Here is a 15,985-nt window from a genome sequence, read left to right on the forward strand (position 1 = left end):
CCTGATAATAGTTTGAATAGTGTTGACAAATACATCAAACGAGTTTGCAAAGGGCTATAATTCCCGATCTTGATAGGGGTCGTCAATCTCTAATTTTGCCAACAAGGCAATTTCGAGTGTTTCCATTTCCTGTGCATCAGCATCATCTATATGGTCGTAGCCTAATAAATGCAAGGTACCATGCAAAATCATATGCGCCCAATGGTCGATTTCCTTTTTGTGTTGTTGAGCGGCTTCATCGGCGACTACCGGTGCACAGACAACTAAATCTCCCAGTAGATCCAGGTCAATACCCGGCGGCGCTTCAAAGGGAAAAGACAACACATTGGTTGGCTTATCTTTGCCGCGATAATCGCGATTTAATTGTTGGCTTTCGGCACAATCGACTACACGAATAGTGATTTCGGCTTGGGGAATATCAAGTTGGGTAAAACACAGATCCAGCCATTGTTGGATCTGTGCTTGAGCAGGAATAGTCGATTGTTGGGTGGCGACTTGCAGATCGATGATAGCCGTCACTAATTACCCTTTTCCTGCTGTTTTAGCTTTTCCATTTGAAGATCGTGATTTTCGTAGGCCTGGACAATGCGTGCCACTACCGGATGGCGCACGACGTCGTTGGCATTAAAGAAATTAAAAGAAATATCTTGTACATCTTTTAATACTTCAATCACGTGACGCAAACCCGAACGGGCACCACGAGGCAAATCGACTTGCGTAATATCACCGGTAATCACAGCTTGAGAGTTAAAACCAATCCGGGTCAGGAACATTTTCATCTGTTCTACGGTGGTATTCTGACTTTCATCTAAAATGATAAACGCATCGTTCAGGGTACGACCACGCATGTAGGCCAGTGGTGCCACTTCAATAACATTACGTTCAATCAATTTTTCGACTTTCTCGAATCCAAGCATTTCAAATAGCGCATCGTAAAGCGGACGCAAGTAGGGATCGACTTTTTGTGACAGATCGCCAGGTAGGAAACCCAGTTTTTCACCGGCTTCTACTGCGGGACGAGTTAATAATATGCGACGAATTTCCTGGCGTTCCAGTGCATCGACGGCACAAGCAACCGCTAAATAGGTTTTACCGGTTCCCGCTGGACCAACACCAAAAGTAATATCGTGATTAACGATATTTTTAACATATTGTGACTGATTTGGATTGCGTGGTTTGATAATGCCACGACGGGTTTTTATATGAACTTCTTTGCCATACTTGCCCGATTCGGCTCGTTCCAGACACTTGGCTTCCTGAATTGCCAAATGCACGGTTTCCGGATCCAATTCAGGAATTTTGCCCTTAATGGGTTGGGTTTCGATATACAACAATTTTAATAGCTCAGCGACCGCATTGGCTTGCTGGGTTTCACCCAATACCCGGAATTCATTGGTTCGATAAGAAATCTCTACGCCTAATCGACGCTCAATTTGCTTTAAATTGTCGTCCAGTGGACCACATAAGGCGGATAAACGCTTGTTATCACTGGGTTCGAGTAAAATATCGTTACTGATTAGCTTGTTCGCCAATGCTTAATGCTCCTAATGGGGAATAAATTGACCCACGCCAAGTGGATCGGGTTGTGAATGAGCTTGCTTCGCCAGAATTTGATCCGGTGACGTATTGACCCTCAGATCCATTTGTTGTTCGGTACGTAATACCGTACCACGCAATGAATTACTGAAAACGTCAGTAATTTCCACGTCAACAAACTGGCCGATCATATTCGGAGTGCCTTCAAAGTTAACAACGCGATTATTCTCGGTACGGCCACTGAGTTCCATTGGATTTTTCTTGGATGGGCCTTCAACTAAAATACGTTGTTCGGTGTCAATCATGTTGCGGGCAATGCGCAATGCTTGTTGATTGATCCGTTGCTGTAACAGCTGTAACCGTTGCTTTTTGGTTTCTTCGCTCACATCGTCTGGCAAATCTGCCGCAGGTGTACCCGGGCGTGCGCTGTAGATGAAACTGAAGCTTAAATCAAAATCAACTTGCTGGATCAGGTTCATGGTTGCTTCAAAATCTTCGTCGGTTTCACCGGGGAAGCCAATAATAAAATCAGAAGACATGCACAGATTCGGCCGAACCTTTTTTAACTTACGAATTTTAGACTTATATTCAATCGCAGTATGGCCACGTTTCATCAACGCCAAAATACGATCTGACCCACTTTGTACTGGCAAATGTAAATGATCCACTAACTCCGGAATACTGGCGTAGGCATCAATAATGTCGTCAGTAAACTCAACCGGATGCGACGTGGTATAACGAATACGATCAATGCCGTCGATTGAGGCGACTAATTCAAGTAACTCGGCAAAGGTGCATACGCTTCCGTCATGATTAGTCGCACGGAACGCATTGACGTTTTGACCAAGTAAATTGACTTCACGTACACCTTGTTCGGCTAATTGAGCGATTTCAAAAAGTACATCATCGGCAGGGCGACTGACTTCTTCACCACGGGTATATGGCACCACACAGAAAGTACAGTATTTCGAGCAACCTTCCATTATTGATACAAAAGCGGACGGACCATCAGCACGAGGCTCAGGTAAGCGGTCAAACTTTTCAATTTCCGGGAAGCTAATATCCACGATTGGTGATTTTTCACCGCGAACGTGATTGATCATCTCCGGTAAGCGATGCAATGTCTGAGGGCCAAATACCATGTCTACGTAAGGGGCACGCTGACGAATCACATCACCTTCCTGTGATGCGACACAACCACCGACACCGATGATTAAGTCCGGGTTATGCTGTTTCAGGTTTTTCCAGCGACCTAATTGATGAAACACCTTCTCCTGCGCTTTTTCGCGGATAGAACAGGTATTTAATAGGATAACATCTGCTTCTTCAGCAGCGTCAGTAAGCTGGTAGCCATGAGTCGAGTCGAGCAGATCGGCCATTTTTTCCGAATCGTACTCGTTCATCTGGCAGCCCCAAGTTTTAATAAATAATTTCTTAGTCATTCGGCTTTATCTACGATGCTTTTGCATTAAAAATAGCCGACAATTTTAACGTTTATTTGCCCGAAACACCAGCTGTGTATTGACTAACCAGCTGCGATGTTTACTTCACTGATAATCAATAAAAAAGTCACTGCCGCAATATTACCTGCGGCAATGACCCAGGGAGACGTTTGTTCAATAATGAACAGAGGACACACCTGATGCGATTAGGTCGTCTGCTGTTGGGTAACCGTTAACGACTGGCTAGAACGGTAACTTGTTGTTCTTGGCTATCATTAAATTGTTCCAGATCACTTCCCACTTGTCGCAGGTTAGCTTGACTGGCTTGCTGCACTGCAACCACTACCTGATAATTCATCTCTTGAGATAAATGTTCATAATGGCGTTTCAACGGATCTTGTTGGTTGACAAAGTCGTAACTAAATACATATCGTTGCATCGCCTGAGCGGTAGGGTTTTGTTCTATCGCTATTGCCGGATTAAGGGAAATAGCGGTCATGATAAAAGTTGCGTATAAGTTTTTCATGGTCTGTCTCTTGTCTGTGTATGGTTGATCTCCGTGTTCAAGATATAAGTATGTGCAATGAAGCAAAAAGTTGTTTTTCTGATGTAATAAAGTATGTCGAGAAGGGGTTTTAGACTCTGTTTGTTACATTCATTTGCATAAATGCCAGTGAGCTTGATAATGCTATCGTCGTGGTTGGTTTTTGGATTTTAAAATGCAGCAATATGATGTCATCGTGGTGGGCGGAGGAATGGTGGGAGCCACTGCCGCTTTAGGGTTAGTGAAAGCTGGATTATCCGTCGCGTTAATCGAACAGCATATTCCTGATGCCTATAATCCTGATCAACCACCAGATTTACGGGTCTCAGCTATTAGTTTAGGGTCAGAACGTTTATTGCAGCAGCTTGGTGCGTGGGATTATATTCAAAATATGCGGTTGTGCGTGTATCGTCGCTTGGCGGTTTGGGAAAAGGAACAGATGCGCACTGATTTTTGTGCCGCTGATCTTGGTGTTGAACATTTAGGCCACATTGTCGAAAACCGACTGGTACAACTCGGCCTGTTACAAGCATTCAACGCTTATTCGAATGGTTGCTTAATCGCGGCGACTCGTATTGCCTCTTTTGACTTTAGCGACCGCCCAGTGGTGCATTTAGCCGATAAAACCACTTTACAGGCTGACTGGATTGTAGGCGCTGATGGTGCTAATTCTGCGGTACGTAAAGCGGCCGAGATAGGTGTGTCGGGATGGCAATATCAGCAACATGCACTTGGTATTACGATTAAGACCGATGCGCAGCAGCAGGATATTACCTGGCAACAATTTACCCCGAATGGTCCTGTTGCATTTTTACCTCTGTATAATCAGTTTGCATCGTTGGTCTGGTATCACAATGCAGAACGAATTGCTCAGTTAAAACAATTATCCCATCAACAACTTAAAGTTGAGATACAAAAAGCTTTCCCCCCCGAATTGGTGGATTTTGCAATATTACAAGTGGGGAGTTTTCCTCTCAGTCGAATGAGCGCCAATCGCTATAGTCACAGGCGAGTTGTATTAATTGGTGATGCTGCACATACCATTAATCCGTTAGCCGGGCAGGGCGTTAATTTAGGATTTAAAGATATTCAATGTTTGCTTGAGCTAGTTGAACAACAGGGGATACCGCAGCACCTTGATGATATACAACAATTATTTAGTCGCTATCAACGGATTAGGCGTCGCGATAATTTACTGATGAGTGGTGGTATGGATGTGCTCTATCAGACCTTTAGCAATGATATTTTACCGATTAAATGGTTACGCAATGGGGTATTGGGCGCAACCAATAAAATTACGCCGGTTAAAAATCAACTAATGAAATACGCCTTAGGGATCAGCCGTTAGCTTGATCCCATATGCCTTTTTCAGTTTCGCCCTGAATTAAGCACTGACCGGTTTTATAGTCAGGCGTGTGACCTTTATCACGTGACGCAAAATAATCGCGGGTAATGGATACAATGGTCGGGGTTAGCCAGATTATTGCGATAACGTTGATGACAGTCATTAATCCCAGCGCCACATCGGCCATTACCCACACTCTCGGTAGTGATGCAGATGAACCCCACAAAACCATGACCAAATAAGCAATAGTAAAGCCAATGCGCCCCATTTTGTTGTCTAGTTTAAACATATGCAGGTTGGATTCAGCATAAGCATAATTAGCCACGACTGAACTAAACGAAAACAGACAAATTGCTGCTGCGACAAAATCTGTTCCACCAGCACCAATATGAAATGTCATGGCATCTTGTGTCATGCGGATCCCTTCCATTTGTTCACCGGCTCCACCCCCTGCGAGTAAAATAATAAAAGCCGTACAACTGCATAAAACCAGCGTGTCGATAAACACCCCAAGCATTTGTACCATGCCTTGCGATACCGGGTGATTAGGATTTGGCGTGGCAGCGGCAGCAGCCTGAGGAACACTGCCCGAACCCGCTTCATTAGAATACAACCCGCGTTTGACACCATGCTGAATAGCTGCGCCTATTGTCCCTCCAGCGGCCTCATTCAATCCAAATGCTGAGGTAACAATGTTATATAAAACGCCGGGTATCGCATCGAGATTCCATAATGTGATGGCAAGGGTAACCAATACATAGCCAAGCCCCATAAAGGGCACAATTAATTGAGAAAAATTTGCAATGCTGCGCAGACCACCGACGACGATAATACCGGCAATAGCCGCTATCACAAGCCCGGAATAAAGAGGCGGAAAACCATAAGCATGATTTAATGCATCAGTGATTGAGTTGGCTTGCACAGAGCTAAAGACCAACCCATATCCAAGAAAAATACACACCGAAAAGGCAATCGCTAACCAGCGTTTATTTAAACCCTGCTGAATGTAGTAAGCGGGACCACCGCGGAACTCACCGTTGTCATCACGAATTTTATATAACTGGCCTAATGCGCTTTCGGCAAAACCGATAGCCATACCGAGTAGGGCGATTACCCACATCCAAAAAATAGCGCCAGCGCCACCCACTGAAATTGCCACTGCCACTCCAGCTAAATTACCTGTACCCACCCGCGCTGATAAACTGGTGCATAAGGCTCCAAAAGAACTGATGCCTGACTTTCCACCATGAGTACTTCCCCGCATGACACTAAACATATGGCCAAAGTGGCGGAACTGGATAAAATCCAGTTTAAAGGTAAACCATACGCCAGCCGCGATAAGCATGATTAGTAAAACGTAATAGTTCCAAAGCAGGGAATTAATGGCGCCAATAATTTGATCAAACAAAACAGATCCTTAAGGGATTTTTATAGGTTATTTTAAAGTAAGATAATGTCTTTTAGTTTTCCGGCTGTCCAGTGACAATTTTTAGATGTTGGTCATTGAATGATACCAATAAAAAAGCCCGCTATAAGCGGGCTTTCTTATTTAATATGGCTGGGGTAGCTGGATTCGAACCAACGCATGACGGGATCAAAACCCGTTGCCTTACCGCTTGGCGATACCCCAGTTGTTTGTTTAGAGTTTTGCTAAAAGATTTCTCAATTAAGAGTACGGGTTCAGATTCCCCGTTACCTTTTGGCAATACACCTATTCGGGTATGTTACTCAATGTTTTTAGATATTAAGAATAAACTTTATTTATTCGTAAATCTAGAATATGGCTGGGGTAGCTGGATTCGAACCAACGCATGACGGGATCAAAACCCGTTGCCTTACCGCTTGGCGATACCCCAGTTGTTTTGTTTAGAGTTCACTAAAAAGTTTACCTGTACGGGTTTTGATTTCCCGTTACCTTTTGGCGATACTCCAGTTGTTTTGTTTAGAGTTTCACTAAAAAGTTTACTAAACGTTTTTACTCAGAACTTTGAAATTATCTTAAGCAAAAATCTATTAAATAAATGGTGCGGAAGGAGAGACTTGAACTCTCACGCCCTAGGGCACTGGAACCTAAATCCAGCGTGTATACCAATTTCACCACTTCCGCACTTGCCTCGAATGGTGGCTACGGCGAGATTTGAACTTGCGACCCCAGCATTATGAGTGCTGTGCTCTAACCAACTGAGCTACGTAGCCATTCGAGAGGCGCGTATTATGCTCATCTGCCCAAAGGTCGTCAACCCCTTTTTTGGCGTAAAATGTTTGATTGCCTAGTATATGTTCAACCTTGGGGCCAGATATAAAAAAGCCCACTAAAAAGTGGGCTAGATTGAATGTTTTAGCGGCAGTTGGTTTTACAACTGTGGCGTAACCTGCGCCCTGTTATCAGAAAAACGGCTCAGCAGTAATGATGATAACAGGCCAACAGACCTGATCATTAAACATTAAAACGGAAGTGGATCACATCACCATCTTTAACAATATAGTCTTTGCCTTCCAGACGCCATTTACCGGCATCTTTTGCACCTTGTTCACCCTTGAACTCGATATAGTTATCAAAGCCGATAATTTCCGCTCGAATAAAGCCTTTTTCAAAGTCGGTATGAATTTTACCTGCAGCTTGTGGGGCTGTAGAGCCTTCAGGGAAAGTCCATGCACGCACTTCTTTAACACCAGCGGTGAAATATGTTTGCAGGTTTAATAATTCATAACCGCCACGAATAACCCGGTTCAATCCCGGTTCTTCAAGTCCCATCTCATCCAGAAACTCTTTTTTATCCGCGTCATCCAGTTCGGCTATTTCAGACTCGATAGCCGCACACACCGCCACGACAACCGCATTTTCTTTTTCGGCGATGGCACGAACTTTATCCAGATAGGGGTTGTTTTCGAAGCCGTCTTCGTTGACGTTGGCGATATACATAATGGGTTTCAGCGTTAACAAATTCATATAGCTGATAGCGGCTTTTTCTTCCTTGCTTAAGTCTAAAGCACGCAACAGGTGACCTTCATTTAACTGAGGTGTTAATTTTTCTAATACTTTGAGTTCAAATTTAGCATCCGCATCACCACTTTTGGCACGCTTACCGACACGGAGAATAGCTTTTTCAACGCTATCCAAGTCAGCCAGAGCCAATTCGGTATCGATTACTTCAATATCTTGTTGAGGATCAACCTTACCGGCAACGTGGACAATATTATCGTCTTCAAAGCAACGCACCACATGGCCAATCGCATCCGTTTCACGAATGTTAGCCAAAAATTTATTACCTAAGCCTTCACCTTTAGATGCTCCTGCTACTAAGCCGGCAATATCAACAAATTCCATCGTGGTGGGAATAATGCGTTGTGGATTAACAATTTGGGCTAACGCATCCAGGCGCAGATCGGGAACCGGCACTACACCGGTATTCGGCTCGATAGTACAGAAAGGAAAGTTAGCTGCTTCAATGCCTGCTTTAGTTAACGCATTGAACAAGGTAGATTTACCCACATTAGGCAAACCGACTATGCCACATTTAAACCCCATTTTTCTTTCCTCGTATTAACTAATTTAATTGGTTTATTCGGCTTTAAAACTATGCAATCGATTCATTGCCAGAGTGATGCCGTCTTTTACTAAAATCTCAGTGCAACGTACCGCTTCATCGATAGCTGCTTCTATTAGTTGTTGTTCATTCTGTGGCGCTTTGCCTAATACATAACCCGTAACCTGACTTTTATGTCCCGGATGTCCGATACCAATGCGTAGTCGGTGAAAGTTTTTATTATTGGCCATTTTACTGACAATATCGCGAATACCATTTTGACTGGAACTACCGCCTGTTTTTAGCTTGGCGACACCCGGTGGTAAATCGAGTTCATCAAAAGCAACTAAAATACTTTCGACATCAATACGATAAAAATTGGCTAACTTGGCAACCGCTTGACCACTTAAGTTCATATAGGTGGTCGGGATCATCAATCTGATCTCTTTATTATTGATTACAGTACGACAGGTGCGTGCTAAAAATTTATTTTCTACAACCAGTGGTGAATTGTAATAGTGGGCCAGTGCTTCAACATACCATGAGCCGGCATTATGGCGTGTATTTTGATATTCGGGGCCTGGATTACCCAGGCCCACAATAAGTTTAATGTCAGACAAAAGAGTTGCCTTAAAACTTATTCAGCAGCGTCTTCTTCGCTTTCATCTTCAGCGTCAACGCTTGTACCTTTGGCTACTTTAACAGTAACAACGGCTTGGTCATGGCTTTCACCTTTAGCTAGTTCAACCAAAGAAACGCCTTTAGGCATGGTTAAATCAGACAAGTGCAGGGTTTGACCTAGTTCGATATTGAGCAAGTCAACTTCGATAAACTCAGGTAAGTCCTTAGGCAAACAAGAAATTTCTACGTCAGCCATGTGGTGTTCTGCGTGACCACCGTGAATTTTGATTGCATCCGCTTTATCTTCATTGATGAAGTGTAAAGGAATGTGAGTAGTAACAGCTTGCTTGGCATCTACGCGCAAAAAGTCGATATGAGTAACTTTTAACTTGTATGGGTGACGTTGCATGTCTTTTACTAATGCTTCTACTTTTTTACCACCGATATTCAACGTTAATACGTGTGAATAGAAGGCTTCGAAGTCTTGAGCTTGGATAACTTTGTTGTGATCCAGAGTCAAAGAAACGGCTTCTTTACCGGCTCCGTATAGGATCGCAGGTACTTTGTTCTCATGACGTAGGCGGCGGCTCGCACCTTTCCCCAAGTCTGTACGAACTTCTGCGTCCAGATTAAAAATTGCTTCAGGCATAAATTACTCCAAAAAAATGAATGTTGTGTGCTTTTGCGACCAAAGCCCACATGAGTCCCAAAAAAGGGCGGCGAATTCTACCACTAGGCTATTTTATTAACAATAACAAAAGAGGGATAAATACACCCTAGTGCCGATTTATAAGTAAAATGCCGCGTTAATCCGCGGCATTGGTTTAAAACTGGACAGGAAAACTAATGATGTCTTTGACGACGGCTAATAAACCCGAGTCCTAGAGTTAATAATAATAACGTCGAAGGCTCAGGAATGGGATTGCTTGACGACGGGATAACTTGATAAGCAATATCGACCAATCCGTAATTTGCATTGTTAATCGCATTGCTAGGATTTGAGTTACTGTTACAGCTGTTACAATAGCGAGTTTCAATATATTCAATATCGCCATCGGGCATCGTACTTTGATCAAAGCTAAAGTAGTAAGGTGCATCGGTCGGGCTGAACAGCGAAACAAAATATTCATTGCCGTTAAGTAATGTAACAGGCGCAATATCAAACCATTCCCAACCGTCACTGCTATCGCTAGCATTGGTGCTGGCAATTACGCTGTTACTGGCCAAATCCCACAGATTAATAGTAAATTCCGAGGCATCGGCTGAAGGAGTATGTAAACCTAACTGGGAAACCCACACATCCTCAATATTGACTTTAAATACCCAGCCTCGTAGCCATCCAGCATCGGTATTGTCATTGATATAAAAACTTGAATTAACTTCGCCTAATCCGGAAATGAGACTGGCATTTGCCCATCCACTGATGAATAGGATTGATAAAGAAAATAACGGCAACAACTTCTTCATGTTTAATTTCCTGATATTCTACGACTTGACTTACAGCACAATTGCGCCAATTTAAAATTAAAGCAAAATATATGCCTTTTTTATAATCCTTATTATTCAATAGGTTAGGGTGAGTTAAAACGGTATGATATTGGATGTGTAAAATAAGCCGACACTAAAGTGTCGAAAAATTAAACAGTTGTTGATAAGGCGGTTTGGCGTGTTATGACAGATATAAAAATGCCGCTTAATGTAGCGGCACTTTATTATTTTGCAAGTTTGAATCTGGATGCTTGATATTTAATACTCAAACATCGCTGAGATAGATTCTTCGTTACTTACCCGACGAATGGCTTCGGCCAGCATATTCGATAAGGTTAATTGACGAACATTAGGCAAGGCTCTAATTTCCGGGCATAACGGAATACTGTCGGTAACGATAAATTCGTTAATGACTGAATCCATAATATTTTGTTTGGCATTACCGGAGAATATCGCGTGAGTAGCATAGGCAAAAACCCGTTTGGCTCCATGCTCTTTTAATGCCGCGGCGGCTTTACATAACGTGCCACCAGTATCAATCATATCATCGACAATAATACAGTCACGATCTTGTACATCACCGATAATATGCATGACTTGGGCAACATTCGCTTTAGGTCGACGCTTGTCAATAATGGCTAAATCCACATCGTTCATTAGTTTGGCTAGAGCACGTGCACGCACAACACCACCAATATCCGGTGAAACCACGACTGGGTTATGGAATTCGCGATTGCGCATATCTTCCAATAAAATGGGGGTACCAAAAGCGTTATCCACTGGTACGTCAAAGAAACCCTGAATTTGCTCTGCATGCAAGTCGATAGTTAAGACTCGATCCACACCCACGTTAGACAGAAAGTCTGCCACTACTTTGGATGTAATAGGTACCCGTGCGGAACGGACTCGTCTATCCTGACGGGCATAACCAAAGTAGGGGATTACCGCGGTAATACGACCGGCTGAAGCTCGTCGCAAGGCATCGATCATCACGATCAATTCCATTAAATTGTCGTTAGTCGGTGCACAAGTGGATTGAATAATAAACACATCGGAACCACGGACATTCTCGTGGATTTCTACACTGATTTCACCGTCGCTGAAACGTCCTACGCTGGCATGACCCAGCTTAGTATAAAGTCGGTCGGCCACTTTCTGGGCAAGTTCTGGTACTGCATTACCAGCAAAAAGTTTCATATCTGGCACTATATAGCCCTCGGAGGTGAAATTGAAATAATGGCTGGGATTTGGTGATGCCCAGTTGTTCGTTTAGCCAGTTACATTGTGGTTATGATGTTTCAGTTCAGTGAGCAACTCATGTAATGGCGAACGATTTACGCCTTTGGCCACAAAACCTGAAAACTCAGCGGGTAGCTGTTGTAAACAACGGTTGGCTGAAATTTCATCATCAAACATCGCAAACACACATGCGCCTGTGCCTGTCATCCTCGACGGCGCGTATTCTATCAACCAGTTAAAGGCTTTTGCAACTAAAGGCTGTTGGGCAAACACCACTTTTTGACAGTCATTTTGGGTACGGTTAAAGCTGTACTCGTCCAGATTTATGACATTTGTGTTACGGGGTAAGTCGCTTGCAGCAAATATTTCTGCGGTACTTACATGGCAATTGGGAGTTACTACAACAAAATAGTATTGGGGCTGAATGGACGGAATTAATTTTTCCCCGACACCTTCGGCAAAAGCGGTATTGCCTTCCACAAATACCGGCACATCCGCGCCCAGAGTTAATCCCATTTGGGCTAATTCAGTTACAGAAAAATCCAGTCCCCAAAGGTAGTTTAAACCAACCAATACGGTGGCTGCATTAGAAGAACCACCGCCGATACCACCACCCATAGGCAACTTTTTATCTAACCAGATATTGGCTCCCATCGGACAACCCGACCATTGTTTTAATAACATCGCGGCACGAATAATCAAATTATCATCATCAGGTACACCGGCTAATGGGGTCATTAACCTTAGTTGCGGGTCTGCGGTTATTTCAAAACGTAATGTGTCGCCGTAATCTAATAGTTGAAACAAACTTTGTAATTGATGATAGCCATCGGCCCGTTGGCCGGTAATATGTAAAAATAAGTTCAGTTTGGCCGGAGAAGGCCAGTTAATTAGTTGGTTTGCCATTGATTTATTCTTAATATAATTCGTCGTTGTTGCTTTTTAAGGCGAATTTCGTGAGGGAGCACGGTATGTTTCACCGGTTGATAATTATTGTAGCTGACGGTCCAGCCATCGTAACGCAGTTCACTGATCCAGCCAGAATCTGACCAGGTTACTTTTTCAAGTCCCGTCGTTTGCCCTTTAATCCAAGTGCGCAGTTGCTTGACCGGAATCCGCCAACCAGTAAGCTGAGTTAACAGTTCGGTGGCATTAATCGCGGTGTAATGCCCCTCATCCATGTCCAATGTAGCCACTTGTGGTTGTTGTTCTAGGTGTAAAATACTGGTGCCAATAAAAGTGCGTAAATCTAAACTAAACATGGTTGGTTGTTGTTGCCAGGTAAAGTTAGCACTGTGTTTTTGCTGTTCATCGATGTAGGCCAGACGGCCTTCAATTTGCCAATTAGTGATTTTTTCCAATTGTTGTTGATGTAATTGACTATCCAGTGGGGCATCTGGCAGAAAAGGGCGACTGCTACAGGCGCTAAGTAGCAATATGATTAAGCTTGGGACGATAAATTTCATAGTATTCTTATTGTTTTTCATAGGATGATATGGGAACACAGTGTTAGCGATGCTTTCAATAGTTTTAGCTTTTACGTACAATGCAGCGCTGAACTGACGTCAAACTGTCTGATTCAAATCCCTAACCCCTTTCACTAGCATAACGACAAGTTGCATGAGTCTTATTGTATTAGGAATTAACCATAAAACTGCGCCGGTTGATATAAGAGAAAAAGTTTCTTTCTCTACTGAACAGTTGATTGAGGCATACCGCAGTTTACAGCAAAGTACCGGATGTCTGGAATCGGTGATCCTGTCGACTTGTAATCGTACAGAGATTTATTGTTATTTTGAACAAACTGGTGAAAGTCTGTTATCAGGATGGCTAGCTGAATATCACCAATTAGATATCGAGCAATTAAATAGTGTTAGTTATCAGTATCAGGATCAACAAGCTATTACCCATGTAATGCGCGTAGCAAGTGGTCTTGATTCCATGGTGTTAGGCGAGCCACAAGTGTTAGGGCAGCTTAAGCAGGCTTTTTCCAGTGCCAAAAATACCGGCAATATTGGTTCCAATTTTGAGCGACTGTTTCAACAGAGTTTTTCAATTGCCAAAAAAGTTCGTACCGATACCGACATCGGTGCTAATTCAGTTTCGGTGGCCTATTCTGCGGTACAGCTCGCCAAACATATATTTGGCTCGTTACAACAAAGCCATGTACTGCTAATTGGGGCTGGCGAAACTATCGAGTTAGTCGGACGACATTTGAAAGAGCAACAAGTGAGTCGAATGACGGTGGCGAACCGCACTATCAGTCGCGCAAAAACTGTTGCGGAACCGTTGGAAGCTGAGGTGATTACCTTGGCTCAGGTGCCCAATCATTTAAGTGAAGCCGATATTGTCATTACCTCAACGGCTAGTCAGTTACCCATTTTAGGTAAAGGTATCGTCGAGCGAGCGTTGCGGGATAGACGTCAAAAACCGATGTTTATGGTGGATTTGGCTGTACCACGAGATATTGAGCCGGAAGTCAGTGAATTAAGTGACGCTTATTTGTATAGCGTGGATGACTTGCAACAAATTATCGAACAGAATATGGCGAGTCGCCAAGACGCAGCCGCTGAAGCAGAACAGATGATTGCTCAACAGGTGGAACACTATTTACAATGGAACCGATCGCTGGATTCCATTGACGTGCTGCGTGAATACCGTGAGCAGAGTGAAAAAATTAAACAGAAATTACAAGAACGAGCATTAAACCAGTTATCGGAAGGGCAAAATGCCGAACAAATTATTTTGGAACTGGCGAATAAATTAACCAATAGCCTCATTCATGCACCCACTAAAGCGATTAAGCAGGCCGCTCAGCAAGCTGATCATCAGGGCGTGAGCAAAATTCGCGGTATTCTTGGGCTGGATACCGACTAATTCAGGAACATTATGAAAGAATCTGTTATTCGTAAGTTAGAATCGTTAGTTGAACGATTTGAAGAAGTTCAGGCGCTATTGAGCGATCCTTCGGTTATTTCTGATCAAGATCGATTCAGAAATTTATCCAAAGAATATGCCCAGCAAGAGCCTACCGTTAAGTGTTTTAGAGACTATCAACAATCCTTGGATGATTTGCAATCGGCTAAAGAGATGTTGCTTGAAGATGACGCTGAAATGCAGCAAATGGCGAAAGAAGAGTGTGCCTTAGCCGAACAGCAAATTGAGCAATTTGAAACGCAATTACAGATCCTGTTATTACCTAAAGATCCCAACGATGACCATAACTGCTTTTTGGAAATCCGTGCCGGGGCGGGAGGAGATGAAGCCGCCATTTTTGCTGGTGATTTGTTCCGTATGTACAGCCGCTATGCAGAAACGCAACGTTGGAAACTGGAAATTGTCAGTGCCAATCATGGTGAACATGGCGGTTACAAGGAAATTATTGTCAATGTTGTTGGTGATGGGGCTTACGGAATACTTAAGTTTGAATCAGGTGGCCACCGGGTGCAACGGGTACCGGAAACAGAATCACAGGGCCGTATTCATACGTCGGCGTGTACCGTGGCCGTGTTGCCTGAAGTGCCCGAATCCGAAGCAATTGAAATCAACGCCGGAGATTTGCGGATTGATACCTTCCGTGCCAGTGGTGCTGGGGGACAGCACGTCAACAAAACCGATTCAGCTATACGTTTAACCCACATTCCGACCGGTTTGGTGGTGGAATGTCAGGATGAACGTTCACAGCATAAAAATCGCGCCAAGGCCATATCCGTGCTTCAGGCTCGTTTGAATCGTCTGGAACAGGATAAACGTGACGCCGAAGAAGCCTCTACCCGAAAAAGTCTGGTGGGCAGTGGCGACCGTTCCGAGCGCATTCGTACTTACAATTTCCCGCAAGGTCGAGTGACCGATCATCGTATTAATTTAACCTTATATAAGCTCGATGAAGTGATTGAAGGGGACTTGAACGCCATCTTTGAACCGATCAGACAGGAACATCAAGCCGATCTGTTAGCCACCTTGGCCGATGACTGATATTCAATCAGCCTTAAACTGGGCTCGGAACGAGCTCAGTGAATATGATAGTCCTGCATCGGAAGCCAGTATTTTATTGTGTCATTGCTTACAATGCCCGAGCGTTTATCTGCACACTTGGCCGGAAAAAACACTAGAACCAACCCCGTTAAACCAATTTCAGCAATTGGTGTACGAGCGTAAAAAAGGCCAGCCGATTGCCTATTTACTCGGTTATCGCGATTTTTGGACCTTACGTCTGAAGGTTTCCAGCCATACCTTAATCCCC

The 15,985-nt window shown here is 43.6% G+C and carries 15 protein-coding genes, 4 tRNA genes and 1 pseudogene; 4 read left to right on the forward strand and 16 right to left on the reverse strand.

The genetic code is table 11. The annotated features are described in order from the left end of the window. Window positions 1-54: 54 nt before the first annotated feature. The 4 genes from ybeY to ACTD55_RS15860 all read right to left on the reverse strand — a co-directional run bounded on the left by ybeY (window position 55) and on the right by ACTD55_RS15860 (window position 3,504). The gene (ybeY, locus tag ACTD55_RS15845; RefSeq protein ID WP_438865309.1) at window positions 55-519 is read right to left on the reverse strand and encodes an rRNA maturation RNase YbeY; all 465 of its coding nucleotides are present in this window, start codon (window positions 517-519) and stop codon (window positions 55-57) included. Beyond that, window positions 519-1,532 carry a PhoH family protein gene (locus tag ACTD55_RS15850; RefSeq protein WP_438865310.1) on the reverse strand — a complete coding sequence of 338 codons (1,014 nt, stop codon included), beginning with the start codon at window positions 1,530-1,532 and terminating at the stop codon, window positions 519-521. The genes ybeY and ACTD55_RS15850 overlap by 1 nt, the downstream gene beginning before the upstream one ends. A 12-nt stretch (window positions 1,533-1,544) precedes the next feature. Continuing rightward, a complete protein-coding gene (gene miaB, locus ACTD55_RS15855; protein WP_438865311.1) occupies window positions 1,545-2,978 on the reverse strand; it encodes a tRNA (N6-isopentenyl adenosine(37)-C2)-methylthiotransferase MiaB in 1,434 nt (477 codons plus the stop codon). Window positions 2,979-3,210: 232 nt separating this feature from the next. Further along, entirely contained in the window at window positions 3,211-3,504 is a 294-nt protein-coding gene (locus ACTD55_RS15860) for a hypothetical protein (protein ID WP_438865312.1), read from the reverse strand. A gap of 193 nt (window positions 3,505-3,697) precedes the next feature. On the opposite strand from ACTD55_RS15860, the gene ACTD55_RS15865 reads away from it, so the two are divergent. Beyond that, window positions 3,698-4,870: an FAD-dependent oxidoreductase gene (locus ACTD55_RS15865; RefSeq protein ID WP_438865313.1), complete on the forward strand. Its 1,173-nt coding sequence runs from the start codon at window positions 3,698-3,700 to the stop codon at window positions 4,868-4,870. On the opposite strand, the gene ACTD55_RS15870 is transcribed toward ACTD55_RS15865, so the two are convergent. The 12 genes from ACTD55_RS15870 to lolB form a co-directional block, all read right to left on the reverse strand. Beyond that, window positions 4,860-6,275, reverse strand: a complete 1,416-nt coding sequence (locus ACTD55_RS15870) for an alanine/glycine:cation symporter family protein (protein WP_438865314.1) — start codon at window positions 6,273-6,275, stop codon at window positions 4,860-4,862. The genes ACTD55_RS15865 and ACTD55_RS15870 overlap by 11 nt on opposite strands. A gap of 147 nt (window positions 6,276-6,422) precedes the next feature. Then, window positions 6,423-6,497 (reverse strand) — tRNA-Gln (locus ACTD55_RS15875). 151 nt (window positions 6,498-6,648) lie between these two features. Then, a tRNA-Gln gene (locus ACTD55_RS15880) sits at window positions 6,649-6,723 on the reverse strand. A 166-nt stretch (window positions 6,724-6,889) separates the two neighbouring features. Further along, a tRNA-Leu gene (locus ACTD55_RS15885) sits at window positions 6,890-6,974 on the reverse strand. A gap of 12 nt (window positions 6,975-6,986) precedes the next feature. Continuing rightward, window positions 6,987-7,063, reverse strand: a tRNA-Met gene (locus ACTD55_RS15890). Window positions 7,064-7,304: 241 nt separating this feature from the next. Beyond that, complete coding sequence (gene ychF / locus ACTD55_RS15895) at window positions 7,305-8,396, reverse strand: redox-regulated ATPase YchF (protein ID WP_438865315.1); 1,092 nt, start codon at window positions 8,394-8,396, stop codon at window positions 7,305-7,307. A gap of 33 nt (window positions 8,397-8,429) precedes the next feature. After that, complete coding sequence (pth, locus tag ACTD55_RS15900) at window positions 8,430-9,014, reverse strand: aminoacyl-tRNA hydrolase (RefSeq protein ID WP_438865316.1); 585 nt, start codon at window positions 9,012-9,014, stop codon at window positions 8,430-8,432. Between the two features lie 17 nt (window positions 9,015-9,031). Further along, entirely contained in the window at window positions 9,032-9,664 is a 633-nt protein-coding gene (locus ACTD55_RS15905) for a 50S ribosomal protein L25/general stress protein Ctc (RefSeq protein ID WP_438865317.1), read from the reverse strand. 194 nt (window positions 9,665-9,858) lie between these two features. After that, window positions 9,859-10,482, reverse strand: coding sequence for a DUF4082 domain-containing protein (locus tag ACTD55_RS15910; protein WP_438865318.1), 624 nt, complete (start codon window positions 10,480-10,482; stop codon window positions 9,859-9,861). A 279-nt stretch (window positions 10,483-10,761) separates the two neighbouring features. Continuing rightward, window positions 10,762-11,709 carry a ribose-phosphate pyrophosphokinase gene (locus tag ACTD55_RS15915; RefSeq protein ID WP_438865319.1) on the reverse strand — a complete coding sequence of 316 codons (948 nt, stop codon included), beginning with the start codon at window positions 11,707-11,709 and terminating at the stop codon, window positions 10,762-10,764. Window positions 11,710-11,772: 63 nt separating this feature from the next. Further along, complete coding sequence (gene ispE, locus ACTD55_RS15920) at window positions 11,773-12,648, reverse strand: 4-(cytidine 5'-diphospho)-2-C-methyl-D-erythritol kinase (RefSeq protein WP_438865320.1); 876 nt, start codon at window positions 12,646-12,648, stop codon at window positions 11,773-11,775. After that, on the reverse strand, window positions 12,633-13,208 hold the full coding sequence (lolB, locus tag ACTD55_RS15925; RefSeq protein WP_438865321.1) for a lipoprotein insertase outer membrane protein LolB: 576 nt from the start codon (window positions 13,206-13,208) through the stop codon (window positions 12,633-12,635). Before lolB ends, ispE begins: the two co-directional genes overlap by 16 nt. A gap of 154 nt (window positions 13,209-13,362) precedes the next feature. Between lolB and hemA the strand changes: the two genes are divergently transcribed. The 3 genes and pseudogenes from hemA to ACTD55_RS15940 form a co-directional block, all read left to right on the forward strand. After that, the gene (gene hemA / locus ACTD55_RS15930) at window positions 13,363-14,619 is read left to right on the forward strand and encodes a glutamyl-tRNA reductase (RefSeq protein ID WP_438865322.1); all 1,257 of its coding nucleotides are present in this window, start codon (window positions 13,363-13,365) and stop codon (window positions 14,617-14,619) included. 12 nt (window positions 14,620-14,631) lie between these two features. Then, on the forward strand, window positions 14,632-15,717 hold the full coding sequence (gene prfA / locus ACTD55_RS15935) for a peptide chain release factor 1 (RefSeq protein ID WP_438865323.1): 1,086 nt from the start codon (window positions 14,632-14,634) through the stop codon (window positions 15,715-15,717). Further along, window positions 15,710-15,985 (forward strand): annotated as a pseudogene (locus ACTD55_RS15940) (peptide chain release factor N(5)-glutamine methyltransferase); the annotation flags it as partial. The gene prfA and the pseudogene ACTD55_RS15940, both read left to right, overlap by 8 nt.

It is taken from the genome of Neptunicella sp. (assembly GCF_048268085.1).
In the GTDB taxonomy this organism is placed as follows: Bacteria; Pseudomonadota; Gammaproteobacteria; order Enterobacterales; family Alteromonadaceae; genus Neptunicella.